The sequence below is a fragment of the Gammaproteobacteria bacterium genome (assembly GCA_013151035.1).
In the GTDB taxonomy this organism is placed as follows: domain Bacteria; phylum Pseudomonadota; class Gammaproteobacteria; order JAADJB01; family JAADJB01; genus JAADJB01.
In genome coordinates this window covers 1-23,093 of record JAADJB010000023.1, presented here as the reverse complement: position 1 = coordinate 23,093, position 23,093 = coordinate 1, and the positions used below count along the sequence as shown (strand labels likewise).

Here is a 23,093-nt window from a genome sequence, read left to right as displayed (position 1 = left end):
GCGGTTTTCAAAAGCTATTATTACGTGGGGATATTATTTAATATGAAGTTGAGTATTCAGAATAAATTATTCGTTGGATTTGGTGTTGTGTTGGCGTTAGTTGCCGTTATGTCGGTTAATAATATTGTAAAGTTAAATAATGTCTCCAGTATTGAGCATCGGTTGATTGATCTGCGTCTGCCAACAGTGATGGCAGGTATGCAACTGGCTGATGGTGTTCATCTTTCTCTCGCCGGTCTGCGTGGTTATATGATTCTGGGCAAAAATCCGCAGGCTGCCGAAAAATTCAAGGCCGAGCGTTTACGTGGTTGGGACCTGATTGATGCCGCATTGGTCGAGATGAATGATTTCTCCCGTGCATGGACTGATCCGGGTAATATTAAAAAACTTGATGATATGAAACGCTTGGTGGGTGAATTGCGGAAGGCTCAACAGGAGGTTGAGGCTATTGCTCATACACCGGCTAATGTCCCTGCGCTGAATTTATTGCTTACCGAGGCGGCACCACGGGCGGCAAAGATTCTTATGGCGATCAGTACTATTATTGATGATGAATCTGATATGGAGGTAACACCGGAACGTAAGCGTTTATTAAAATTGCTGGCGGATAGCCGTGGTTCTTTCGCCATAGGCCTGGCGAATATTCGTGCCTATTTACTTTCTGGTGATGCCGCTTTTGCTGATAAATTCCTGGCTAAGTGGGAGGTTAATGAGGCACGCTTTGAGCAAATATCGGATATAACAGATCTGTTTAGTGGTCGGCAGGAAGAACAATGGCGTATTTATGAAAATACGCGTAAAGAGTTTGCTTCCCTACCCGCTAAAATGTTTGAATTGCGTCGTAATAAAGACTGGAATCTGGCTAATTACTGGTTAGGCAGTAAAGCCGCTCCCAAGGCAAAGGCTATTATGACTATTCTTGAGGATATGCGTGTCTCACAGAATCAGTTGGCTAGTGTTGATAAATCTGTGCTGGAGGGTGAAACGGCACAGATGAAAACCGTTATGATCGCTGGTGCATTATTAGCGCTTGTTGCCGGCATATTTGTCTCTATCGTGGTGAGTCGTATGATCAGTGTGCCACTACAAACGGCAGTGGCGCGTGCCAAGGCCATTGCCTCAGGCGACCTTACTGGGGATGATCTGGAGGTAAAAGGGCATGATGAACTGGCTGATTTGACTCATGCCATTAATGATATGAAGAATAGTTTGCGGGGTATTGTGCAAGATATTGGTGGATCATCGGAACATATTGGTCGTTCGGTTGAGGATCTCACAGCCATTACTGAACAGACCGGGCAAAATATCTATGAACAGCAGGCACAGACAGAACAGGTTGCTACGGCAATGAACGAGATGAGTGCGACTGTGCATGAGGTGAGTAGAAATATTACAGGTACCGCACAGGCCGCTGAGGAGGCTAATGCAGAGACAGCCGAAGGTCGTCAGCAGGTTGATGATGCCATTAATGCGGTACAACAGTTGGCGGGTCAAATTGAGGGTGCGGTGGGTGTCATTCATCAACTGGAACAGGATAGTGAAAATATCAATACCGTGCTGGATGTGATTAAAGGCATTGCTGAACAAACCAATCTGTTGGCTTTGAATGCAGCTATTGAGGCTGCTCGTGCAGGTGATCAGGGTCGTGGTTTTGCCGTGGTTGCTGATGAGGTGCGAACCCTCGCAGGTCGTACCCAACAATCTACAGAGGAGATTAATCAGGTGATTAACAAGCTCCAGGCCGGGTCACGCCAGGCAGTGGAGGTGATGAATCAAAGTAGTTCCGAGGTTCATTTGGTGGTTGAGCAGGCCACTAAAGCGGGGTCATCATTATCGGTGATATCGACAGCGGTCTCGCGTATCAATGATATGAGTACCCAGATTGCCAGTGCCGCAGAACAACAGAGTGCTACGGCCGAAGAGGTTAATCGTAATATTACCAATATCTCTGATATGGCTAATGAAACTTCCAATGGGGCGCAACAAATAGCATCTGCCAATGAAGAACTTGCACGATTAGGTGTTGAATTACAGACATTGGTCGGGCGGTTCAAGATTTAGCTTGCCAGATTAAGCCCGTTTTTTCATGGTTTTCTGAGATTCATATTGCAGGATATGGCTCTTCAGTATTTTAGATAAAAGGATTTTTTTATGGATCTAGCCACGCTTATTGGTTTGGTGGGTGCCTTTGGTATTATCGTTGGTGCTATTTTTGTTGGCGGTAGTGTACTCCTCTTTATTAATCCAGCATCAGTATTAATTGTAGTCGGTGGCACTATTCTGGTGACCTTGATTAAGTTTCCCTTGCCTCATTTTCTGAGTGCCTTCAAGGTTGCAATGAATGCCTTTTTACACAAGCCCGTTGATTCTGCAAAACTGATTGAAGAGGGGCTGATGCTCGCCAATGTGGCGCGTAAAGAAGGCATTCTCAGTCTGGAACGTCAGGAGGTTGATAATCCCTTTTTGAGTAAGGGGATACAGTTGTGTGTGGATGGTCATGACAGTAGTCTGGTGCGTGGCTTATTGAATAAGGATATCAATCTAACCATTGAACGCCATGAATTGGGGCAGGCGATCTTCAAGGCAATGGGTGATGTAGCCCCTGCAATGGGGATGATCGGTACCCTGATTGGTCTGGTGCAGATGTTATCTAATATGGATGACCCCAAGCAGATTGGCCCGGCGATGGCAGTAGCACTATTAACAACATTATATGGTGCCATTATTGCAACAGTATTTGCCTTGCCTGTTGCCGATAAGCTGGCGCATCGCAGTGGTGAAGAGCGTAAGAATAAGGCCATTGTACTGGATATTATTAATGGTATTCAGGATGGTGTTAGCCCGCGCGTTATTGAAGAGATGTTGAAGAATTACCTGCCGGGTAAGCAACGCAGTAGTGAAGCCGATGTTAAAGCACCGGATTAATTGGGGTTGTTAAATGGATGATGTCCCTGTCAAGAAACCGGATGAAGGCTTGCCCGCATGGGTGATGACCTTTGCCGATCTCATGTCCTTGTTGATGTGTTTCTTTGTCTTATTACTGTCTTTTTCTGAGATGGATTTATTAAAGTTCAAACAACTGGCGGGTTCCATGTCGGAGGCCTTTGGTGTTCAGCGTGAGATCAAGGTTAAGGAACCGCCTAAGGGTGTGAATGTGATTGCAACCGAGTTCAGTGCTGGTCGACCGGATCCTACGCCGCTCAATGAGGTGCGTCAAAGCACCACTAATGATCTCAAGCAGCATCTGGATATGAGTGCCTCCAAATACAAGATTTCGCGTGAGGGCGAAGGCGATATGATGGATCGTGGGAAACGTCAGGGCGATGAGAAGGCATATGCATTGGAACAGTTGGAAGATATCCAGGCGCATGAGAAGCGTTCTATACTTGAACAATTAGAGGCAATACAGGCACATGGCAAGCAGTTTGCACAAGAGCAGATGGAGAATATGTCACCGCGTGACAAGGAATATGCACTTGCGTCACTGGAGGCTCAGCAGTCACAGGAAAAGAAGTTTGCAATAGAGCAGTTAGAAGGTAAACAGGCTCAGGAGAAGCAACTGGCAGTAGAACAGTTTGAGTCTATGCAAGCCGGTGAACAGCAACAAAAACTGGATCGGAATGCAGATGATATCCGTAACGCATTGAAATCGGATATTGAAAGTGGTGCCGTTGAGGTTGATACTGAACAATTGAAGATTATTATCCGGATCAAGGAACAAGCCTCATTTCCATCCGCCCGGGCTGAGCTTAGAGATGATTTTCTACCTATTTTGGCGCGTGTCACTCATGTGCTGATGAAATCCAAAGGCAAGATCGTGGTGGCGGGACACACTGATGATATCCCTATTCATAATGAACGTTTTCGTTCCAATTGGGAATTGTCTGCTGCACGTGCTGTCTCGGTGGTGCAAGAGATCCTGGCAACCTCTTCAATACCTGCCGAGCGTTTGTTAATAGAAGGTCATGCCGAGACCATGCCATTGGTGCCCAATGTGGATTGGGAAAGTCGTGCCAAGAATCGTCGGGTTGAGATTGTGCTGGAGAACGGTACGGGCGACTTCATTGATGAAGGTGCCATGATTGATACCGGGCTCGGTGATGTTATAAATAATAGTGATTATGAAATGCAATAATAATATGGGGGCAATGTATGAGTGGAGATACTGATACACAAGGGGTTGATGAGCGCCGCGAATTTTTTCGGGTTGATGATAGCGTCGTGCTGGAGTACAGAGAACTATCAACAGTTGATGCCTCTGCCTATCTGGATAAGATGGAGAATGATGTCCCTAACCGCTTTACTGCGGCTGCCAGTTTTGCCGCAACCTCTCGGCAGATGGGGCACTTGTTACATTCTATTCGTGATATATCTTCTGATCTGGCGCGTTATCTGGAATCGCTGGATGGTAAGTTGAATATGTTGGCAAGGATGTTTCTGGTTGAAGAACTGGAAGTACCGGAAAAAAACACCTGTGATGTGAGTATTAGTGCCAATGGTATAGCCTTTAGTACAGCTACCCCGCAAAAGGTGGATGATTTTCTGGAGATCAAGATTGTTTTATTCCCTTCTTATCTAGGCTTGTTGAGTATTGGTTCGGTTGTGAGTTGCGATGCGAGCAATAATACCGATCATCCTTATCGCGTTGCGGTGAAGTTTGCCCACTTAAGTGATGAAGAGCAGGAGCTGCTGGTCAAGCATGTGCTTTATAAACAGACCGAGGAAAGGCGCAAAAAGCTGGAAGAAGGCTAAGCTTTTAGACGTAATAGGGTCCCCATGCTTATCTCTGGGTCTGTGGTACGTGCTTAAGGGGACACAGCAGATAAAGCCTTGCTATGTCCCCGGTTCAATGTGTGATGCGGGTCGGTGTCTATTTTTAGGCTGGCACAGGCCGGGGACATAGCAGGCTTTATCTGCTGTGTCCCCTCGAAGAGTTCCACGAACCCATATTATCTCTGTGTGCCGAAATCGGCTGGCTGCTTACAGACATTCATCAGGGTCGCCGTGAATCCGTCCCTGCGGCCAACATCCTGCTGCCTGTCTGTAACCACCCAGCCTCGGATGGTGTTATCCGATCCGGTTGATTACCATGCGCCGAAACCTGCTACCCGGTAGGGTGCGCACCGCGCACCATTCCAGATTGTAAAAATGTGTAATATTGTCGATTTATCTTACGCTTGATCCAGAGCCTGAAATATAACAATAACCCATTGATAAATATTAATAATAAATTAATTTATACCAATTATTCTGTCATATTTCTTTACACTTTGGTTTATCTGTTAAATTCAACTAATCATAACTCATTGATATTGTTATTATGGGTATGATTATTGCGTGTTTTCAGTCTAGCGTCTATTGGTCGGCCACGGAGTCTGGACCTTTTCCTGTTTACGCGGGGGGTTCGATATGAGTAATGGTGAGCAAGATTACTTCGATAAGACTTTTGACATCTATGCATGGGCTGTGCGCTCGGGCGATGTCAGTGCGGTACCTGTACCCGCAGCAATGTGGTTATTTGGCTCAGGTCTTTTGGGGCTGATCGGTGTGGCTAGACGTAAGTAGGGTTCCCCTGTTCATTTTTGAGCCTGTGGTACGTGCTTAAGGGGACACAGCAGATAAAGCCTTGCTATGTCCCCGGTTCAATGTGATGCGGGTCGGTGTCTATTTTTAGGCCGGCACAGGCCGGGGACATAGCAGGCTTTATCTGCTGTGTCCCCTCGAAGAGTTCCACGAACTCCTATTAATGCTCCGTGCGATGAAACCTGCTGACCTCTTATTTTTCTTCCTGTTGCTGTAATGCCCACAATTGACTATACAGTCCATCTCCCTGCAACAACTGCTGATGGGTGCCTTGCTCAACAATCCGCCCCTTATCCATCACCAGGATATTATCGGCATCAATAATAGTCGACAGGCGATGGGCAATGACCAGGCTGGTATGATGTTCTGCTGCCTGGCGTAAGGTCTTGAGGATAACCTGTTCAGATTGTGAATCCAGGTTAGAGGTCGCTTCATCGAAGATCAGGATCTTTGGATTCTTGAGGATGGTACGGGCGATAGCGACTCGTTGTTTTTCTCCGCCGGACAGTTTGAGCCCTCGTTCGCCGACAACGGTATCGTAACCCTCGGGCAGGGATTCGATGAATTGGTGGATATTGGCCTTGCATGCAGCCTCTATCACATCCTCCATGCTGGCACCGACCCTGGCATAGGCAATGTTGTAGTACAGACTGTCATTAAATAACAGGGTGTCTTGTGGCACGATGCCGATGTTGGCACGCAGGCTTTCCTGCCTAACTTTGCTGATGTCTTGCTTGTTTATCAGGATCTCACCTGCGCTGACATCATAAAAACGAAATAATAGGCGTGACAGGGTAGATTTTCCAGAGCCGCTGGGGCCCACAATGGCAACCTTGTGTCCGGTCTGGATTTCGAAGTTGATATCCTTGAGGATGGGGCGTTCAGGATTGTAGGCAAAATCAACGTGATTGAAGTGAATAGAGGCATCACTGATATCCAGCTCAGGGGCATCGGTGATATCTTCAATTTCGGGTTTTTCTTCCATCAGGTCAAACATACACTGCATATCGACAATGGCGTGTTTGAGTTGGCTGTAGACAATACCGAGGAAGTTGAGTGGGATAAATAGCTGGATTAGAAAAGCGTTGACGGCAACCAGGTCACCAATGGTAAGGGTGCCATCCACCACACCATCGGCAGCGAGGATCATTATCAGGGTGACGGCGACGGCAATAATGGCGCTCTGACCAAAATTAAGGGCTGCCATCGAGGTCTGTGACTTCACTGCGGCCTGTTCCCAGCCAGCCAGACTTTCATCGTAGCGTCTTAGTTCAAGGTCTTGATTATTAAAATATTTTATCGTTTCATAATTAATCATACCATCAATGGCACGGGTGTTGGCCTGTGAATCCATACGGTTCATAGTGGTGCGGAATTGCATGCGCCATTGGGTGATACGAAAGGTAAAGAGGATATAGACAATTACTGAGCTCAGGGCAATGAGGGTGAAACGCAGGTCATAATTACTCAGCAGAATAATCGCTATCAGGGTGATCTCGACCAGGGTCGGCAGGATGCTGAAGGCCATATAGTTGAGTAGTGAACTGACACTACGGGTTCCCCGCTCCATATCGCGTGAGATACCGCCGGTCTTGCGATCTAGGTGAAAACGCAGGGATAGCTGGTAAAGATGTTGCAGTAATTTGACCGAGACGCTGCGTGTTGCCCCATGGCGCACCTTGGCAAAGATGGCGTCGCGTAGCTCATTGAATAGAGAGCTGGTGAGACGCAGGCTGCCATAGGCGAGTAAAAGGGCGAGTGGCAGGATGATAAGCGGTTGTTTTTCATTGATATTAAGCTGATCCACGATCTCTTTTAATAGTAGGGGAATGCCGACATTGGCAACCTTGGCGAGGATCAGGCAACTGATAGCAAGCAGTACGCGGCCCCGGTATTGCCACAGAAACGGGAACAGGGTGCGTAGGGTGTGCAGGTCGTTACTATTGGAGCGGGATTCAGGAAGTTCGGTATGACGGGTGTGCATGATGGATGCCATGATAGCGTATATTGATAAATGATTCTCGCATCCCCTTTGACCACACTATATAATGGGATGATATTGTTGAGGGGTTGTTTTATGCCGATTTATGAATACCGATGCGAAAACTGTGAGCATCAGTTGGAAAAGATACAGAAGATGAGTGATGATCCGTTGACGGATTGTCCAAAATGCAGAAAACCGGCGTTGAAAAAGATTATCTCTGCTGCTGCCTTTCGTTTGAAGGGGAATGGCTGGTATGAGACTGATTTCAAACAGGGTAGTAAAAAGAATATAGCGAGTTCGGATAACGCTAAAAAATAACCTTGGTGCGTACCACGCATCATAAACGGTAGGGTGCGTACCACGCACCATAAACGGTAGGGTGCGTACCACGCACCCATTAAGAAGGAAACAATGCAGTGCGAAGTCATTATTGTGGTGAATTAAATACGTCCCAGTTGGATGAAGAAATTACAGTTTGTGGTTGGGTGCATCGACGTCGGGATCATGGCGGAGTGATCTTTATTGATCTGCGTGATCGTGAGGGTTTGTTACAGGTGGTGTTTGACCCGGATCGTGCCGAGATATTCCGCGATGCAGAGCGTGTGCGTAGTGAATATGTGTTGCAGATAAAAGGTCTGGTCAGAAATCGTCCCGAGGGTACGGTCAACTCGGATATGCCAACGGGTGAAATCGAGATCCTGGCGAAGGATCTGGTGATTCTTAATCGTTCCGAGACACCGCCTTTTCAGATTGATGATACCGACACCTCGGAAGAGTTACGTTTGCGTTATCGTTATATTGACCTGCGTCGTCCCGAGATGCTGGAACGTATTCGTATTCGTGCCAGGGTCTCCAGCATGATCCGTCAGTTTCTGGATAACAAGGGCTTTCTCGATATTGAGACACCTATCCTGACCAAGGCAACCCCTGAGGGTGCGCGCGATTATCTGGTGCCAAGCCGTACCCATGAGGGTGCCTTTTTTGCCTTGCCGCAGTCACCACAGATATTTAAGCAGTTGTTAATGGTCTCGGGTATGGATCGTTATTACCAGATCGTACGCTGTTTCCGTGATGAGGATCTGCGTGCTGATCGCCAACCTGAATTTACCCAGCTGGATATCGAAACCTCATTCCTGGATGAAGACCAGATCATGTCGATGATGGAAGAAATGATGCGTCATCTGTTTGCTGAAGTGTTGGAAATTCCATTGCATGAGCCGTTCCCGCGCATGAGTTATGCCGAGGCGATGTTGCGTTATGGTAGCGATAAACCGGATTTGCGTATCCCTCTGGAGTTGGTTGATCTTGGCGATGTGATGAAAGATGTCGAGTTCAAGGTGTTTTCTGGCCCGGCGAAGGATAAGCAAGGTCGTGTTGCGGCATTGCGGGTGCCGGGTGGTAAGAGTCTTAGTCGTAAGGAGATCGACGATTACACCAAATATGTCGCAGTTTATGGTGCACGCGGTCTGGCTTATATCAAGATTAATTGCATTGCCGACGGGCGTGAGGGTTTGCAATCACCGATCCTTAAATTCCTGCCGGACGAGGTGGTCGATGCCATCCTGCAACGTACCGAGGCAGCGGATGGCGATCTGATCTTCTTTGGTGCGGACAAGGCAACCATTGTTAATGAGGCGTTAGGTGCCTTACGTATCAAACTGGGTCATGATCTTGGTCTGGTTGAGCATGGTTGGAAACCACTATGGGTGGTTGATTTCCCGATGTTCGAGTGGGACGAGAAGTCGGCTCGCTGGACCTCGTTGCATCATCCCTTTACGGCGGTCAGGACGGAACACCTGGATATGCTGGAATCTTCTCCGGGTCTGTGTGAATCCCGTGCCTATGACATGGTGTTAAATGGTACCGAGGTGGGCGGTGGTTCAATCCGTATCCATGATGCCGAGGTTCAGCAGCAGGTGTTTAAATCATTGGGCATCGATGATGATGAGGCGGAACGTCAGTTTGGCTTCCTGTTAACAGCCCTGAAGCATGGTTGTCCTCCTCATGGCGGTATTGCCTTTGGTATTGATCGTCTGGTGATGTTGATGACGGGGGCAGCCTCTATTCGTGAAGTGATGGCTTTCCCCAAGACCCAGACAGCGGCTTGTCTATTAACCGATGCGCCAGCTACGGTGAGTGATCAGCAATTGCGTGAGCTACATATTCGTCTGCATAAGAAACCGGTTATTGAGAGTTAATTAATGGCAGCACTTGCGATGGATATTGTTCAACAGATTGATGAGCAGGAATGCCAGCAGCGTATTCGTGCGGCGCGTGCAGCGCTGGCGGATCGACTGATTATCCTCGGGCATCATTATCAACGTGATGAGGTGTTTCAGCATGCCGATTTCTCCGGTGATTCGCTCAAGCTGTCGCGTCAGGCTGCGCAATCATCGGCAGAATTTATCGTCTTCTGTGGTGTGCATTTTATGGCAGAGGTGGCGGATATCCTGTCGCGTCCAGAGCAATCAGCTATCCTTCCCGATCTGTCGGCAGGTTGTTCAATGGCGGATATGGCTGATCTGGCGAAGGTTGAACGCTGTTGGTTAGAACTGAAGTCGGTGTTGAAACCGGATGAGCAGATCACACCGATTACCTATATTAATTCGGATGCTAATTTGAAGGGGTTTTGTGGTCGTCATGGGGGTGTTGTTTGTACTTCGACTAATGCCCGGCATGTGATGGAGTGGGCGTTTCATCAACGTGACAAAATCCTGTTTTTCCCCGACCAGCATTTGGGTAGAAATACCGGTTACAGTATGGATATTCCACTGGATGAGATGGTGGTATGGGATTATGACCTGCCTATGGGTGGTCTAACTGAGCAACAGATTCTGGATGCCAGAGTTATTCTGTGGAAGGGTTTTTGTTCGGTGCATCAGATGTTCAAGCCGGAGCATATTGATAATTTCAAACAGCAATACCCGGATGCAAAGATTATCTCTCATCCAGAGTCCTCGTTTGAGGTCTGTCAGAAATCAGATTATGTCGGGTCTACCGAATATATTATCAAGACCATTGCTGATTCTGCACCCGACACGCGCTGGTTGGTAGGAACCGAGTTGAATCTGGTCAATCGTTTACATGAGCAGTTTTGTGGTGAAGGCAAGTCGGTGCACTTTATGTCGCCAACAGTTTGTATGTGTTCCACTATGTTCCGTATTGATCCGGCGCATCTGTTGTGGGTGTTAGAGAATCTGGTAGAGGGTCATGTGGTGAACAAGATTAGCGTGCCGACCGATACCGCTGATCAGGCAAGGTTGGCATTGCAGCGGATGCTGGAGGTATCACCGTAATGGGTAGGGTGCGTACCACGCACCATGACTGAATTGTTAAACAAAAATCAAGGTAAAGAATCATGGCTGGACATAGTAAATGGGCAAATATCCAGCACCGTAAAGGTGCACAAGATGCCAAGCGCGGCAAATTATTTACACGCCTGATCCGTGAGATCACGGTTGCTGCAAGAATGGGCGGTGATGATCCGGACTCCAACCCACGCCTGCGCCTGGCGATTGATAAGGGGCTGTCAGGCAATATGTCCAAGGATACCATTGACCGCGCAGTCAAGCGTGGTGCAGGTACTCTGGAGGGTGTGAATTACGAAGAGGCTCGTTATGAGGGTTATGGCCCGGGTGGTGTTGCGGTGATGGTGGATTGCCTGACCGATAACAAGAATCGTACCGTTGCTGAGGTGCGCCATGCCTTTTCCAAGAGTGGTGGTAATATGGGTACGGATGGCTCGGTATCTTATCTGTTTACCAAGACCGGAATGATAAGCTATCCGGCAGGCAGCGATGAGGATGCCATTATGGATGCGGCGCTGGAGGCCAGTGCGGATGATGTGGTGACTAATGATGATGGTTCCATTGATGTATTAACCGATCCCCATGAATTTGTGAATGTGAAGGATGCTATGATTGCGGCTGGTCTGAAACCCGAACTGGCTGAGGTCAGTATGCAGGCATCGACCTCGGCTGAACTGGATTTGAAGGATGCGGAGAAGATGATGCGTCTAATCAATATGCTGGAGGAGCTGGATGATGTGCAGGAGGTTTCTTCCAATGCAGATATCTCAGAAGAAATCCTGGCGCAGTTATAGCCATAGCTGTAACGATGTCACTACGTATCCTTGGTGTTGACCCTGGTTCCAGGATTACCGGTTACGGTATTATCGAGGTGCAGGCGCGGAAGAATGTCTATATCGCCAGTGGTTGTCTGCGCATAAAGGGGGGGTCTCTGGCGGATCGTTTGAAGTTGATATTTGAGGATCTGACCGAGGTGATTGAACAATACAAGCCGGATGAGATGGCGATTGAGCGGGTATTTATGCACCGCAATGCAGACTCGGCATTGAAACTGGGACAGGCGCGCGGGGCTGCGATTTGTGCCGGGGTGATGCAGTCCTTGTCGGTGGCTGAATTTGCCCCGACAGAGATAAAACAGGCGGTGGTGGGGAAAGGGAATGCCAGTAAACAACAGGTTCAACACATGGTGACTGCCTTGTTAAAATTATCCGGTATCCCACAGGAGGATGCAGCCGATGCCTTGGCTGTTGCTTTGTGTCATAGTCATGTTCGTCAAACCCTGGATAGTCTTTCTTCTCAGGGGGCAAAATGATCGGTCGTCTGCATGGCGTGTTGCTGGAGAAACAGGCTCCCTTTCTGTTACTCGATGTGCAAGGTGTGGGTTATGAACTGGAGGCGCCGATGAGTACCTTCTATGATCTTCCTGATGTCGGGGCAAAACTAACTCTGTATACCCATTTGCATGTGCGTGAAGATGCACAGATCCTGTATGCCTTTTATGCTGAGACAGAACGTCGTTTATTTCGTTACCTGATCAAGATTAATGGAGTGGGTGCCAAGCTGGCACTGACTATCCTTTCCGGTTTTCCAGTGGATGAGTTTATTCTTCATATTGAGAGTGAAGATCTGACGGCGTTGACACGTCTGCCCGGGGTGGGTAAAAAGACGGCTGGACGGTTGGTAATGGAGATGCGCGACCGGATTGCCAAGTGGGATTTGAGTTCAGCAACATCGGTTGCGGGTGGTCAATCACGGGGATCTGCTGCCAGTGTAATGAGTGATGCAGTTGATGCCTTGGTGTCGCTGGGATATAAGGAAGCGGATGCGAACAAGATGGTGCGGGCGGTGGATGGTGAGGGCTTGAGTAGTGAGGAGATTATTCGTCAGGCTTTACAGGGGATTGTTAAGTGATGAATTCGAGATATGAAGCGACTATTATTAACAAAGACTCGCCGTGAAACCATCCATGGTGGCTCGACAGCCGCATCCCTGCGGCTGACGGTCTCTGTTAATAATAGTCGCTTCATATCTCGAACTTACCAAACGTATTTTTTTGATAAACATCATGTTATTACAGTAATTAAATAAATCCTTAACGGGATAGCAGTGAATGAGCAGATAATGATAGAAGAAGATCGTCTAATTTCAAATGCACCGACGGGTATTGAAGAACAGCGGGTTGATCGTGCCTTGCGTCCTCAATCGCTGGCGGAGTACATTGGGCAGGTGGCGGTGCGTGAGCAAATGGAGATCTTTATTCATGCGGCGAAAAGACGTGAAGAGGCGTTGGATCATGTGTTGATCTTTGGCCCGCCGGGGTTGGGCAAGACCACACTGGCGCATATTATTGCTAATGAGATGGGAGTCAACCTGCGTCAGACCTCGGGTCCGGTGCTGGAACGGGCGGGGGATCTTGCGGCTCTGTTGACTAATTTGGAACCGAATGATGTGTTGTTTATTGATGAGATTCATCGCCTGAGCCCGGTGGTTGAGGAGGTGTTGTATCCGGCAATGGAGGATCATCAGCTGGATATTATGATCGGTGAGGGGCCGGCGGCGCGTTCGATCAAGATTGATCTGCCACCTTTTACCCTGGTCGGTGCCACCACGCGTGCAGGTCTGTTGACCTCTCCCCTGCGGGATCGTTTTGGTATTGTTCAGCGCCTGGAGTTTTATCAGGTAAAGGATCTGGCCTATATTATCCGGCGTTCCGCTGAGATACTGGGGGTGACCATTGATGATGCCGGGGCTGATGAGCTGGCGCGACGTTCTCGTGGTACACCACGGATTGCCAATCGTTTGTTACGCCGGGTGCGTGATTATGCTGAGGTTAAACATGATGGTACTATCAGCAATGAGGTGGTTACCAAGGCAATGAAGATGCTGGGTGTGGATGACAAGGGTCTGGATGTGATGGATCATCATCTGCTGCGTGCCATTATTGATAAGTTTGCTGGTGGCCCGGTGGGTGTTGATAGTCTGGCGGCGGCGATTGGTGAGGAACGCGGTACCATTGAGGATGTGATTGAGCCTTATTTGATTCAGCAGGGTTTGTTAATGCGTACAGCGAGAGGGCGGGTGGCAATGGCTAGTGCCTATCAGCATCTGGGTTTGTCGGTGCCGCAGGGTGATGAGTTGGGTTTGGGGTAATGGGTGGTTATTTCATTGGAATATATGCTTGGTATGTTCGAGACATGATCCGCTCTGCTCTATCAGAGACACGCCGTGAAACCATCCATGGTGGCTCGATGCCCGCGTCTTTTCGGCAACTGCTCCTGCGTTGCTCTACCTCCTGCATCCATGCAGTCGTGCGGGCAACGGTCTCTGATAGAGCAAAGCAGATCATATCTCTTGAGTTAACGAGGCAATGGTAGTGAGTAGGGAATTTTCCTGGCCGGTGCGGGTCTACTACGAGGATACCGATAGTGCCGGGGTGGTTTATTATGCCAACTACCTGCGTTTTATGGAGCGTGCGCGTACGGAATGGTTACGCAGTATGGGGATTGAACAGGATGTATTACGCGAGCAGCAATCAGTTATCTTTGTTGTGCGTTCGGCACAGATCGATTTTATGCAACCGGCACGGTTTAATGATGCCTTGCAGGTAGTGAGTAGTATTAAGGATCTGCGTAAGGCGAGTATGGTCTTTCAGCAGGATATTATAAAAATGGATGGGGGAGAGCCGTGCGTGTTGTGCAAGGCATCTATTCGTATTGCAGCCCTGAGGGTTGATGATATGAAACCCTGCCCCATCCCGGATGATCTATTACGGGAGATCTCGAATGTCGACTGATTTATCGCTGTTCAGTCTGTTACAAGGCGCCAGCTTCATGGTACAAATGGTGATGCTGATTCTGTTGCTTGCTTCTATTGCCTCCTGGGCTGTGATCTACAATAAATGGAAGTTGCTGCAACAATCACGTAAGGAAGCCGATTGTTTTGAAGAAAACTTCTGGTCCGGGATTGATTTAAGCCAGCTATATAAAGATTTAGGTATGCGCCATAAAAAAAGGCGTGGTATGGATAATATCTTTGAGATGGGTTTTAAAGAGTTTGCCCGTCTCAATCAACAGCCGGGTATTGATCCGATGGCCGTATTGGAAGGTGCCCAGCGTGCTATGCGCGTTGCTCTTTCACGTGAGATTGAGTGTTTGGAAGACAACCTCACGTTTCTTGCGACGGTAGGTTCGATTAGTCCTTATATCGGTTTGTTTGGTACGGTATGGGGCATTATGAATGCCTTTCATTCCTTAGGTGATGTGCAACAGGCCACCCTGGCAATGGTTGCACCCGGTATCGCCGAGGCTTTGGTTGCTACCGCTATGGGTTTGTTTGCCGCGATCCCTGCGGTGATTGCCTATAACCGCTATTCCAATGATACCGAGCGTTTGGAAAATAAATATGATAATTTTTTAGAGGAGTTTTCCTCAGTACTGCAACGCCAACCGCATGAGATTAGTAGTGAGGAGGAATCCTAGGTGGCGCGTACCCGCATCCGCAAACGTCCCATATCCGATATCAATGTGGTTCCCTACATTGATGTGATGTTGGTGCTGCTGGTGATCTTTATGATTACTGCGCCGTTGTTGAGTCAGGGGGTTAAGGTCGATTTGCCACGGGCCTCGGCAGAGATCCTTGAGGCTAATAGTAAAGACCCTCTGATTGCAACAGTGGATGCCCAGGGGCAGTTATATCTCAATATTGGTGAGCTGCCGAATCAGGCGATTCCGCCGCAGTTACTGGTGAATCGTGCGGCTGCTTATCTACAGATGCGACCAGGAACCCCAGTGTTGGTGCGGGGAGACAATAATGTGGGTTATGGCAAGGTGGTGCATGTCATGACCTTATTACAGAATGCGGGTGCCCCTAGCGTTGGTCTGATGACTGATATGCCGGATAACGAGAAGAGTTTATGAAGTATTCTCTTCAAGGCAATCGTCGGGGTTTAATGATCTCTCTGCTGGGACACCTACTATTGATTAGTCTGTTCTTTATCGTGCCGGATAAGTCGCGCCCACTACCGACCCGGGTTGAGTCATCATCGGTTAAGCCAGTGGAGGCAATGGTGATTGATGCCAGTCAGCTGGATAGTGAATTACAGAAGTTACGGAATCTGGAACAGCGTAAGCGAGATGTCGAGCAACAACGGGTTAAGGTGTTACGTGAGCAGGCGCAGCTGGCAAAGAAGCAGCGTCAACGCGAAGAGCAACGCCTGGCTGAGGCAAAACGTAAAAAAAATGAGGCCAGTGCGCTCAGCAAGAAGATTGATAAAAAACGTATTGCTGCCGAGAAACGAGAGCTAAAAAAACAGCGTGAACGTAAACGTCAGGCGGTATTAGAGAATAAGCGTCTGCAGCAGATTAAGGACAAGCAAGTTGAAGTAGAGCGTAAACGGAAGGTAGAAGAGCAGCGTCTGGCCCAGGTTGAACGCAAGCGCAAGCTGGAAGAAAAACGTCAGCGTAAAATTCAGCAAGAGGCTGAACAACAACGCAAGGAAATTCTTGCGCGTAAACTCAAGGCCGAGCAGGAGGCTGAGAAACAGCGCAAGGCTGTGGCTGCGCATAAACGCAAGCAGGCAGAACAGGCCTTGCGGCGTGAGGCAGAGCGTGAGCTACAGGCAAATATCGCGCGAGAACAACAGCAACGCAATGCACGTCTGATTAATGAATATATTGCCGCGATTAAAAGTAAGGTTCAGCGTAACTGGTTACAATATGCGGGTAATCAAAAGGGTAAGTCCTGTGTGGTGCGGGTACGGTTGATTCCTGGTGGTGATGTACAGTCGGTGCAGATTACACGCAGTAGTGGGGACAGCGCCTTTGATCAGTCGGTTGAGCAAGCGGTGTTTCGTGCCGCACCCCTGCCGGTGCCTTCTGACCCCGAGTTGTTTAATGCCTTTCGGGATGTTAGTTTCGTCTTTACCCCTGGTGGATAGATTGTTATGAGTATTTTATGTGATTTGTTGTCATTTTCGCGTAGGCAGGGATTTAAATCAGGGGGTAGGGTGCGTACCACGCACCAAGTGATATGAAAAATTTATTTAGAATTTCTTTGGTGCTCTTATTGTGCACAATCTCTAATGCTCATGCCTTGTTGCAGATCGAGATTACCAAGGGTATGCAAGGTGCCCTGCCGATAGCGATTCAGTCCTTTCGAGATGAGACCGGAGTGTTCAGTCAGCAACAGGGAGTTGCCGGGATTGTTGCCGATGATCTGTATCGTAGTGGTAAATTTTCACCTTTAGCGGTAGATAAAATGCCAGCACCATCAGTGCAGGGCAGTGCTATTCATTTTTCTGAATGGCGTGCGTTGGGGGTTGATAACCTGCTGACCGGGGTTATTAAACGGGTGGGGGGTAATGCCTATGTGGTTAAGTTCCGCCTCTATGATGTCCTTAGTTCCAAGATGCTGGAAGGGCGTAATATCCCGATTACAGTCGACCAGTTGCGTAGGGCCGCACACCATATCAGTGATATTGTTTATGAGGTTTTGACCGGTCGTCCGGGTGCCTTTAATACCCAGATTGCCTATGTGACCTCCACCGGTCAACAGGCCGCTAAACGCTATCAGTTGCAGATTGCGGATGCGGATGGCTATGCTGAGCAAGAGATCCTGACCTCAAGGCAACCCATTATGTCACCGGCCTGGTCACCGGATGGTCGTCGCTTGGCTTATGTCTCTTTTAAAAACAAGCGCTCGCATATCTATGTGCAGGATGTAGAGCAGGGCTCGCGTAAGGTGATGCCTTCTTTCCCCGGGATTAATGGTGCGCCAAGCTGGTCACCGGATGGGCAGAGTCTGGCACTGACCTTGTCAAAGGATGGTAATCCTGAGATTTATATTTTGAATATTGCCAGTGAAAAATTACATCGTCTGACACGTAGCCCAGCGATTGATACGGAACCCGCATGGTCACCGCAAGGTGAATATATTGTCTTCACCTCGGATCGTGGAGGTAAACCACAGCTCTACAAGATCCCGGTACAGGGCGGACATGCTAAACGTATCAGTTTTGAAGGTAATTATAATGCCGATGCCAGCTTCTCACCGGATGGTAAGTATATCGCGATGGTGCATGGCAATCGCGGACGTTTTCAGATTGGTGTAATTAATATGGAGAGTGGGGTGTTACGTCTGGTTAGTAGCGGAAAGCTGGATGAATCGCCAGGTTTTTCACCCAATGGTGATATGATCATCTTTGCTACCCAGGTGGATGGGCGCGGAGTATTGTCGGCGATCTCGGTCGATGCCAAAATTAGCCAGCAATTAAAACGTGCCAGTGGTGAGGTTAGAGATCCATCGTGGTCACCCTATCTGAGAACAAAGTGATGATGCAACGATTTTATTTAAGGAGTAAAAGGGATGAATAACAAAAAATTATGGGTGTTGTTGTTGATGAGTATCGGGTTTTTATCCGCTTGTCATGGGGGTAAGCATGGTGACCTGATTGTGATTGATCATGCTGACCCGTCGGGTTCTTCTGTTGCCGGTGATATTGCGGGGCAGGGTTATGATGGTGCTAACGGGCAAGGTCGTGGTGCCGATCAGGGTGATGATGTTCATGTCAGTGGTGCTAAACAGGATTATATGATGAGTTCGGATGCCTGGCGTGATCCAGATAGTCCATTGGCCAAGCGTAAGGTTTATTTTGCCTATGATAGCAGTGAGATCAATGCCGATGGCCAGGCGGTTATTGCCTTGCATGCGGAGTACCTGGTCAGGCATCGTGCGATGAAAGTTAATCTGGAAGGCCATACCGATGAACGGGGTTCGCGTGAATATAATGTGAGTCTGGGTGAACGCAGAGCACAGGCCGTGCGTCGTTTGCTGGAATTGCATGGAGTGAATGCCGACCAACTCACGTTGACCAGTTATGGTGAAGAAAAACCGGATCTGGATGGCCATGATGATGAGGCGTGGTATTTCAATCGCAGGGTTGAGATTTCCTACCAGGAGTAAGATTGATGTCAATAAAAGAAAATTCAGTTCGAGCAAAGATCTCGCGCAGGCTGATCCCGATGCTATTATTGTTTTCCGTCGGCAATGTAGTCGCAGAGTCGCCACAAGTTGTTGAAGCTGGAATACCCTCTTCGATGGAGCCTCAGGCACCGAATAATAGTATGCTGGAAATGTTGAGCATGCTGGAGCAGTTGCAGCAGGATATGCGGGTATTGCGTGGTGAGATCGAGATGCAGAGCAATCAGGTTCAGCAGATTCAGAAACGTCAGCGTGATCTGTACGTGGATATTGATCGGCGGTTACATTATCTGGAAATGACGCGTACCGGTAGTGGCAAGGCCGAGGTGCCACCGTCGATGACTGGCGGTATTACGACAACAATGGTGAACAGTGGTGCCATCGTAGCAAGCCCGCCAGTCGATAATGTGGCTCCAGTATCAAAGCCGGTAGTGGTAAAGAAGGATGGGGGCAGGAATGAGTTATACGATCATGCCCTGGGTCTGCTGCGTGAGGCACGTTATGATGATGCGGCGAGAGGATTTCGACGTGTATTACTGGAGACTCCCAATAGTAGTTATACCGATAATGCGCAATATTGGTTGGCTGAGACCTTCTATGTGACCCGTCGTTTTGAACAGTCACTGAATGAGTTTCAGAAATTACTGGATAAATACCCGGATAGTGGTAAACGAGCCGATGCCTGGCTTAAGATGGGTTATATCTATTATGAATTAAATAATGATAGCGAGGCACGCGCACGCCTGGGTCAGGTGTCGACACAGTACGCAGGCACCACGGCGGCGCGTCTGGCAGAAGAACGTTTACGACGCATGAAGGGTGAAGGTCGTTAGGGATGGCAGAACAGCCCGTCGATAACAAGGGTCGTCTACGCATTACCGAGATTTTCTATTCCCTACAGGGTGAAACCTCATTGAGTGGTCTGCCTACAGTCTTTATTCGGCTGACCGGTTGCCCTCTGCGTTGCCATTATTGCGATACTGAATATGCCTTTAGTGGTGGTCAGTGGATGCTGCTGGATGAGATCCTGGCGCAGTTGGAACACTATAATACTCGTTATGTCACCGTGACCGGTGGTGAGCCACTGGCACAAAAGGCGAGTCTGGAGTTGATGCAAAGGCTTTGTGATCAGGGTTATCAGGTCTCACTGGAGACCAGTGGTAGCCTGAGTATTGCTGCAGTGGATGACAGAGTCAGTCGTATTGTGGATATCAAGACCCCGGGTTCAGGTGAAGATAGCAAGAATGATTATGCCAATATCGATGAATTGCAGACCAATGATCAGCTTAAGTTTGTGATTACAAAGCGGGCTGATTATGACTGGGCAAAAGAGATAATGAAGCAATATGCGCTGGATACACGTTGTGAGGTTCTATTCTCACCGGTTGCTGATCAGATATCAGCAACTGATCTGGCCGACTGGATATTACAGGATCAATTGCCAGTGCGTTTTCAACTGCAGTTGCACCGTATTCTCTGGGGTGATACAGCAGGTAAGTAATGAGTGAGAAACAAAAAAGAGCCTTGATACTACTCTCGGGCGGACTGGATTCAGCTACCGTGTTGGCAATGGCGAAGGAACAGGGTTATGTCTGTTATGCCTTGAGCCTGAGTTATGGTCAGCGTCATAATGCTGAGTTGTTGGCAGCAAAGCAGATCGCAGACCATCTGGGTGCGAAAGAGCACAAGGTGATTGCGCTCGATTTGGGTGCTATCGGTGGTTCCGCCCTGACTGATATGAGTATTGCTGTGCCAGATACCCCCGCCGAAGGCATACCGGTAACCTATGTGCCTGCGCGTAATACTATTTTCCTGTCATTGGCTCTAGGTTGGGCCGAGGTATTGCAGTGTAGTGACCTGTTTATCGGGGTCAATGCCGTGGATTATTCCGGTTATCCCGATTGTCGTCCTGAGTATATTGAGGCCTTTCAGCAGATGGCGAATCTTGCCACTAAGGCCGGGGTTGAGGGTGAACCCTTTACCATCCATGCCCCTCTGATCAATATGAGCAAGGCCGATATCATCCAGGCAGGGGCTGTTCTCGGGATTGATTATGCCCAAACCGTCTCCTGTTATGCCGCTAATACAGAGGGAGAGGCCTGTGGGGTATGTGATTCCTGTCGTCTGCGCGCCGCCGGTTTTGCCGATGCGGGCGTGGAAGATCCCACACGATATCAATAAATCCTTTTTTATCCTCAAGGTAGCCCCTTTTCCTTTGCCAAAGCCCCCTCGCTTGGGGTATTATATGCGCCCCGCAAGGGCCGTTAGCTCAGTTGGTAGAGCACCGGACTTTTAATCCGATGGTCGAGCGTTCAAGTCGCTCACGGCCCACCAAATAAATCAAAGGCTTAGCAGAAATGCTAAGCCTTTTTTTGTGTCTTGGAACGTGACAATTTTGAGCTGTTTTGTCACATTTGCGTCACGTTTTTTGTATTTAATTTAGTATGCTATTATTATGGTTAGTAATGCATCATAATGCATCATAATGAGTCATGATTTATTGAATTGGCACATAACATACATAAGGTTCATTTGTGGAAACAAGAATACCTATACGGCTTGAGCAAGACCCAATTATCGAATCTGTTTTTGAGGTCAGATTTTCAAGTTCTGAGAAGGAAGTCTCTGAACTTTTACCTGGCATGATCTTTGGTAAATTAAAGTCAAAGTTCCCTAAATTTGAAAATTTACCTGTAAAACAAATCCCTAAAGAAATAAGGCAACAGGATCCTGATTTACGATACAGGCCTTTAGTATCTTTGCAGGGTGATTCTAGTAAGGTTCAGATAGGTGATCATCTTTTTTCATTACATATCAAAAGACCATATATAGGCTGGGATGAGAAAAAAAAGTTAATCTCAATATTAATCGATTGCCTGAAAGGGACAGGGTTAATTGAGACGGTTGAAAGATTCTCATTGAAGTACGTAAATATTATTCCTAGCGAACCAGATGCAGATAATGTTTTCCCATCCCTGAAAGTAGGCCTGCAGTTAGGTGATCTTCCTGTGACTGACCAGGGATTACATATAAGGTCTGAGGCGTCTATAGGTGGAGTAAATGTTCTTATTAATATTATCCCATCAGCTTATTTTATGGAAGATGGAGAAAAAATTAAAGGAGCTGTTCTTGATGTGGATGCTATTAAAGATTTAGGTGTGGGGAATGACTTAGATAGTATATTGTCTTACTTAGACGAAGTTCATGAAATAGAAAAGACTGTGTTTTTTGGTCTGCTGAAACCAGAAACAATCAATAAAATGGGACCTACATGGGAGTGAAGTTATGACATATTCCGATGAGTTAATATCTAATATGAATGGTATGGGAACCTGTAGTGCAATAGGAGTACTGTCTCTTTGTATTGCAGGTGGGGTATTGCCTAATGACGTAGAAGCTGGCTTCAATTTTTATGTTGAGCCCCCCAGTATTTATCATGAACACATCAGCCCAACGGTAGGAACACAACTGCCATCTTTTAGTGAAAGCCATCAATATGATGATTTTGTTGCTAACCTGCCTAAGAAACATAGAGTTAATGTAAAGGTTAGATCGATTAGAAAAATGGAATTCTGTACAAGTTTGTTAGATTGAGGAAGGGAGCATCTTAGTGTCTTCATACCCATGGTATGAACAGATCAATGGGGCAGATTTGCAGCAAGGTGACATTTTGCACCGCTACCCTATATTTATTCATTTGCCTTATACAATACCTGCAAATATAGATGCTGGTGAAATGCCGGATGTTTCTGCTGATTTTTTGGAGGCGAATGTTATTGTTTTAACGCAGTCTTGTGATCTCGCTCATGCCAAAGTTGAGATGCTTATAGTATGTCCGGTGGTTGATCTAGGTGATGTGTTCCCTTCAACAATGCATGATAATGAGAAAAAAAGTCGCTTTGAAACGATTAGGCAAGGTAAGGAACCAGCATTCCATATGATCGCTTGTGATGGTGATATTTCAATAGCCACCTCGATAATTGATTTTAGGCGAATATATACAACACCAAAGGAATCGGTTATTAATTTTGTTTCACAAGTTGGGGAAAGGGTTAGGCTACTTCCTCCATATAGGGAACATCTTTCACAGGCATTTGCTAGGTATTTTATGAGGGTAGGCTTACCAGAAGATATTCCTGCCTTTAAATAATTGGCTCTTCAGGAAAATTAGTGGGTAAAATATAGCGGATTCGTAACAAGAGAGATCGTTTTTCAGGGGATTAGGGTAGAGCATCCTGCCC

Annotated in this window: 26 protein-coding genes, 1 tRNA gene and 1 pseudogene; 27 read left to right on the top strand and 1 reads right to left on the bottom strand. The window is 47.7% G+C overall.

What is annotated here, in order from left to right; all coding sequences use genetic code 11:
- Positions 1 to 42 precede the first annotated feature (42 nt).
- The 5 genes and pseudogenes from GXP22_05545 (at position 43) to GXP22_05525 (ending at position 5,565) form a co-directional block, all read left to right on the top strand.
- Positions 43 to 2,061 (top strand): methyl-accepting chemotaxis protein, encoded by a 2,019-nt coding sequence (locus GXP22_05545; protein NOX08940.1) that lies wholly within the window; start codon positions 43 to 45, stop codon positions 2,059 to 2,061.
- A 90-nt stretch (positions 2,062 to 2,151) separates the two neighbouring features.
- A complete protein-coding gene (gene pomA, locus GXP22_05540) occupies positions 2,152 to 2,925 on the top strand; it encodes a flagellar motor protein PomA (protein NOX08939.1) in 774 nt (257 codons plus the stop codon).
- Positions 2,926 to 2,938: 13 nt separating this feature from the next.
- Positions 2,939 to 4,135, top strand: a complete 1,197-nt coding sequence (locus GXP22_05535) for an OmpA family protein (GenBank protein NOX08938.1) — start codon at positions 2,939 to 2,941, stop codon at positions 4,133 to 4,135.
- A 17-nt stretch (positions 4,136 to 4,152) separates the two neighbouring features.
- Positions 4,153 to 4,752 carry a PilZ domain-containing protein gene (locus GXP22_05530; protein ID NOX08937.1) on the top strand — a complete coding sequence of 200 codons (600 nt, stop codon included), beginning with the start codon at positions 4,153 to 4,155 and terminating at the stop codon, positions 4,750 to 4,752.
- Positions 4,753 to 5,484: 732 nt separating this feature from the next.
- A pseudogene (locus GXP22_05525) lies at positions 5,485 to 5,565 on the top strand (VPLPA-CTERM sorting domain-containing protein).
- A 211-nt stretch (positions 5,566 to 5,776) separates the two neighbouring features.
- Here GXP22_05525 and GXP22_05520 read toward each other — a convergent pair.
- Positions 5,777 to 7,567 carry an ABC transporter ATP-binding protein/permease gene (locus GXP22_05520; GenBank protein NOX08936.1) on the bottom strand — a complete coding sequence of 597 codons (1,791 nt, stop codon included), beginning with the start codon at positions 7,565 to 7,567 and terminating at the stop codon, positions 5,777 to 5,779.
- Positions 7,568 to 7,660: 93 nt separating this feature from the next.
- Between GXP22_05520 and GXP22_05515 the strand changes: the two genes are divergently transcribed.
- From GXP22_05515 to GXP22_05410, 22 genes are all read left to right on the top strand, one after another.
- A complete protein-coding gene (locus tag GXP22_05515; protein NOX08935.1) occupies positions 7,661 to 7,885 on the top strand; it encodes a zinc ribbon domain-containing protein in 225 nt (74 codons plus the stop codon).
- 98 nt (positions 7,886 to 7,983) lie between these two features.
- A complete protein-coding gene (gene aspS, locus GXP22_05510; GenBank protein ID NOX08934.1) occupies positions 7,984 to 9,765 on the top strand; it encodes an aspartate--tRNA ligase in 1,782 nt (593 codons plus the stop codon).
- A 3-nt stretch (positions 9,766 to 9,768) separates the two neighbouring features.
- On the top strand, positions 9,769 to 10,863 hold the full coding sequence (gene nadA, locus GXP22_05505; GenBank protein ID NOX08933.1) for a quinolinate synthase NadA: 1,095 nt from the start codon (positions 9,769 to 9,771) through the stop codon (positions 10,861 to 10,863).
- A 62-nt stretch (positions 10,864 to 10,925) separates the two neighbouring features.
- Positions 10,926 to 11,669 carry a YebC/PmpR family DNA-binding transcriptional regulator gene (locus GXP22_05500; protein NOX08932.1) on the top strand — a complete coding sequence of 248 codons (744 nt, stop codon included), beginning with the start codon at positions 10,926 to 10,928 and terminating at the stop codon, positions 11,667 to 11,669.
- Between the two features lie 14 nt (positions 11,670 to 11,683).
- Positions 11,684 to 12,187, top strand: a complete 504-nt coding sequence (gene ruvC, locus GXP22_05495) for a crossover junction endodeoxyribonuclease RuvC (GenBank protein ID NOX08931.1) — start codon at positions 11,684 to 11,686, stop codon at positions 12,185 to 12,187.
- Positions 12,184 to 12,786 (top strand): Holliday junction branch migration protein RuvA, encoded by a 603-nt coding sequence (gene ruvA / locus GXP22_05490; GenBank protein NOX08930.1) that lies wholly within the window; start codon positions 12,184 to 12,186, stop codon positions 12,784 to 12,786. The genes ruvC and ruvA overlap by 4 nt, the downstream gene beginning before the upstream one ends.
- Before the next feature lie 12 nt (positions 12,787 to 12,798).
- Positions 12,799 to 12,963 (top strand): hypothetical protein, encoded by a 165-nt coding sequence (locus tag GXP22_05485; protein NOX08929.1) that lies wholly within the window; start codon positions 12,799 to 12,801, stop codon positions 12,961 to 12,963.
- A gap of 33 nt (positions 12,964 to 12,996) precedes the next feature.
- Positions 12,997 to 14,025: a Holliday junction branch migration DNA helicase RuvB gene (gene ruvB, locus GXP22_05480; protein NOX08928.1), complete on the top strand. Its 1,029-nt coding sequence runs from the start codon at positions 12,997 to 12,999 to the stop codon at positions 14,023 to 14,025.
- A 44-nt stretch (positions 14,026 to 14,069) separates the two neighbouring features.
- Positions 14,070 to 14,249: a hypothetical protein gene (locus GXP22_05475; protein NOX08927.1), complete on the top strand. Its 180-nt coding sequence runs from the start codon at positions 14,070 to 14,072 to the stop codon at positions 14,247 to 14,249.
- Complete coding sequence (gene ybgC, locus GXP22_05470) at positions 14,243 to 14,668, top strand: tol-pal system-associated acyl-CoA thioesterase (protein NOX08926.1); 426 nt, start codon at positions 14,243 to 14,245, stop codon at positions 14,666 to 14,668. The genes GXP22_05475 and ybgC overlap by 7 nt, the downstream gene beginning before the upstream one ends.
- Positions 14,658 to 15,353, top strand: coding sequence for a protein TolQ (gene tolQ, locus GXP22_05465; GenBank protein NOX08925.1), 696 nt, complete (start codon positions 14,658 to 14,660; stop codon positions 15,351 to 15,353). Before ybgC ends, tolQ begins: the two co-directional genes overlap by 11 nt.
- Positions 15,354 to 15,419: 66 nt before the next feature.
- Positions 15,420 to 15,791, top strand: coding sequence for an ExbD/TolR family protein (locus GXP22_05460; GenBank protein NOX08924.1), 372 nt, complete (start codon positions 15,420 to 15,422; stop codon positions 15,789 to 15,791).
- The gene (tolA, locus tag GXP22_05455) at positions 15,788 to 16,810 is read left to right on the top strand and encodes a cell envelope integrity protein TolA (protein NOX08923.1); all 1,023 of its coding nucleotides are present in this window, start codon (positions 15,788 to 15,790) and stop codon (positions 16,808 to 16,810) included. Before GXP22_05460 ends, tolA begins: the two co-directional genes overlap by 4 nt.
- A gap of 92 nt (positions 16,811 to 16,902) precedes the next feature.
- Complete coding sequence (tolB, locus tag GXP22_05450) at positions 16,903 to 18,204, top strand: Tol-Pal system beta propeller repeat protein TolB (protein ID NOX08922.1); 1,302 nt, start codon at positions 16,903 to 16,905, stop codon at positions 18,202 to 18,204.
- 33 nt (positions 18,205 to 18,237) lie between these two features.
- On the top strand, positions 18,238 to 18,834 hold the full coding sequence (pal, locus tag GXP22_05445; protein NOX08921.1) for a peptidoglycan-associated lipoprotein Pal: 597 nt from the start codon (positions 18,238 to 18,240) through the stop codon (positions 18,832 to 18,834).
- A 5-nt stretch (positions 18,835 to 18,839) separates the two neighbouring features.
- Complete coding sequence (gene ybgF, locus GXP22_05440) at positions 18,840 to 19,685, top strand: tol-pal system protein YbgF (protein ID NOX08920.1); 846 nt, start codon at positions 18,840 to 18,842, stop codon at positions 19,683 to 19,685.
- 2 nt (positions 19,686 to 19,687) lie between these two features.
- Positions 19,688 to 20,353, top strand: coding sequence for a 7-carboxy-7-deazaguanine synthase QueE (queE, locus tag GXP22_05435; GenBank protein NOX08919.1), 666 nt, complete (start codon positions 19,688 to 19,690; stop codon positions 20,351 to 20,353).
- Positions 20,353 to 21,033, top strand: a complete 681-nt coding sequence (gene queC, locus GXP22_05430; GenBank protein NOX08918.1) for a 7-cyano-7-deazaguanine synthase QueC — start codon at positions 20,353 to 20,355, stop codon at positions 21,031 to 21,033. Before queE ends, queC begins: the two co-directional genes overlap by 1 nt.
- Before the next feature lie 77 nt (positions 21,034 to 21,110).
- Positions 21,111 to 21,186: transfer RNA gene (locus GXP22_05425), tRNA-Lys, on the top strand.
- A gap of 200 nt (positions 21,187 to 21,386) precedes the next feature.
- Positions 21,387 to 22,133, top strand: coding sequence for a TIGR04255 family protein (locus GXP22_05420; GenBank protein NOX08917.1), 747 nt, complete (start codon positions 21,387 to 21,389; stop codon positions 22,131 to 22,133).
- Positions 22,134 to 22,137: 4 nt separating this feature from the next.
- Complete coding sequence (locus GXP22_05415) at positions 22,138 to 22,446, top strand: hypothetical protein (GenBank protein ID NOX08916.1); 309 nt, start codon at positions 22,138 to 22,140, stop codon at positions 22,444 to 22,446.
- A gap of 16 nt (positions 22,447 to 22,462) precedes the next feature.
- A complete protein-coding gene (locus GXP22_05410) occupies positions 22,463 to 23,002 on the top strand; it encodes a hypothetical protein (GenBank protein NOX08915.1) in 540 nt (179 codons plus the stop codon).
- The last annotated feature ends 91 nt before the right edge of the window (positions 23,003 to 23,093 follow it).

Bases quoted from the DNA above. Each gene is read 5' to 3' on its own strand.
- GXP22_05475 (NOX08927.1), top strand. From the start codon at position 14,070: ATGATCCGCTCTGCTCTATCAGAGACACGCCGTGAAACCATCCATGGT.
- GXP22_05485 (NOX08929.1), top strand. From the start codon at position 12,799: ATGAAGCGACTATTATTAACAAAGACTCGCCGTGAAACCATCCATGGT.
- tolQ (NOX08925.1), top strand. From the start codon at position 14,658: ATGTCGACTGATTTATCGCTGTTCAGTCTGTTACAAGGCGCCAGCTTC.
- GXP22_05460 (NOX08924.1), top strand. From the start codon at position 15,420: ATGTTGGTGCTGCTGGTGATCTTTATGATTACTGCGCCGTTGTTGAGT.
- GXP22_05415 (NOX08916.1), top strand. From the start codon at position 22,138: ATGACATATTCCGATGAGTTAATATCTAATATGAATGGTATGGGAACC.
- ruvB (NOX08928.1), top strand. From the start codon at position 12,997: ATGATAGAAGAAGATCGTCTAATTTCAAATGCACCGACGGGTATTGAA.
- pomA (NOX08939.1), top strand. From the start codon at position 2,152: ATGGATCTAGCCACGCTTATTGGTTTGGTGGGTGCCTTTGGTATTATC.
- nadA (NOX08933.1), top strand. From the start codon at position 9,769: ATGGCAGCACTTGCGATGGATATTGTTCAACAGATTGATGAGCAGGAA.
- GXP22_05545 (NOX08940.1), top strand. From the start codon at position 43: ATGAAGTTGAGTATTCAGAATAAATTATTCGTTGGATTTGGTGTTGTG.
- GXP22_05500 (NOX08932.1), top strand. From the start codon at position 10,926: ATGGCTGGACATAGTAAATGGGCAAATATCCAGCACCGTAAAGGTGCA.
- ybgF (NOX08920.1), top strand. From the start codon at position 18,840: ATGTCAATAAAAGAAAATTCAGTTCGAGCAAAGATCTCGCGCAGGCTG.
- tolA (NOX08923.1), top strand. From the start codon at position 15,788: ATGAAGTATTCTCTTCAAGGCAATCGTCGGGGTTTAATGATCTCTCTG.
- ruvC (NOX08931.1), top strand. From the start codon at position 11,684: ATGTCACTACGTATCCTTGGTGTTGACCCTGGTTCCAGGATTACCGGT.
- GXP22_05535 (NOX08938.1), top strand. From the start codon at position 2,939: ATGGATGATGTCCCTGTCAAGAAACCGGATGAAGGCTTGCCCGCATGG.
- GXP22_05515 (NOX08935.1), top strand. From the start codon at position 7,661: ATGCCGATTTATGAATACCGATGCGAAAACTGTGAGCATCAGTTGGAA.
- ruvA (NOX08930.1), top strand. From the start codon at position 12,184: ATGATCGGTCGTCTGCATGGCGTGTTGCTGGAGAAACAGGCTCCCTTT.
- GXP22_05520 (NOX08936.1), bottom strand. From the start codon at position 7,567: ATGCACACCCGTCATACCGAACTTCCTGAATCCCGCTCCAATAGTAAC.
- tolB (NOX08922.1), top strand. From the start codon at position 16,903: ATGAAAAATTTATTTAGAATTTCTTTGGTGCTCTTATTGTGCACAATC.
- queE (NOX08919.1), top strand. From the start codon at position 19,688: ATGGCAGAACAGCCCGTCGATAACAAGGGTCGTCTACGCATTACCGAG.
- queC (NOX08918.1), top strand. From the start codon at position 20,353: ATGAGTGAGAAACAAAAAAGAGCCTTGATACTACTCTCGGGCGGACTG.
- pal (NOX08921.1), top strand. From the start codon at position 18,238: ATGAATAACAAAAAATTATGGGTGTTGTTGTTGATGAGTATCGGGTTT.
- GXP22_05530 (NOX08937.1), top strand. From the start codon at position 4,153: ATGAGTGGAGATACTGATACACAAGGGGTTGATGAGCGCCGCGAATTT.
- ybgC (NOX08926.1), top strand. From the start codon at position 14,243: ATGGTAGTGAGTAGGGAATTTTCCTGGCCGGTGCGGGTCTACTACGAG.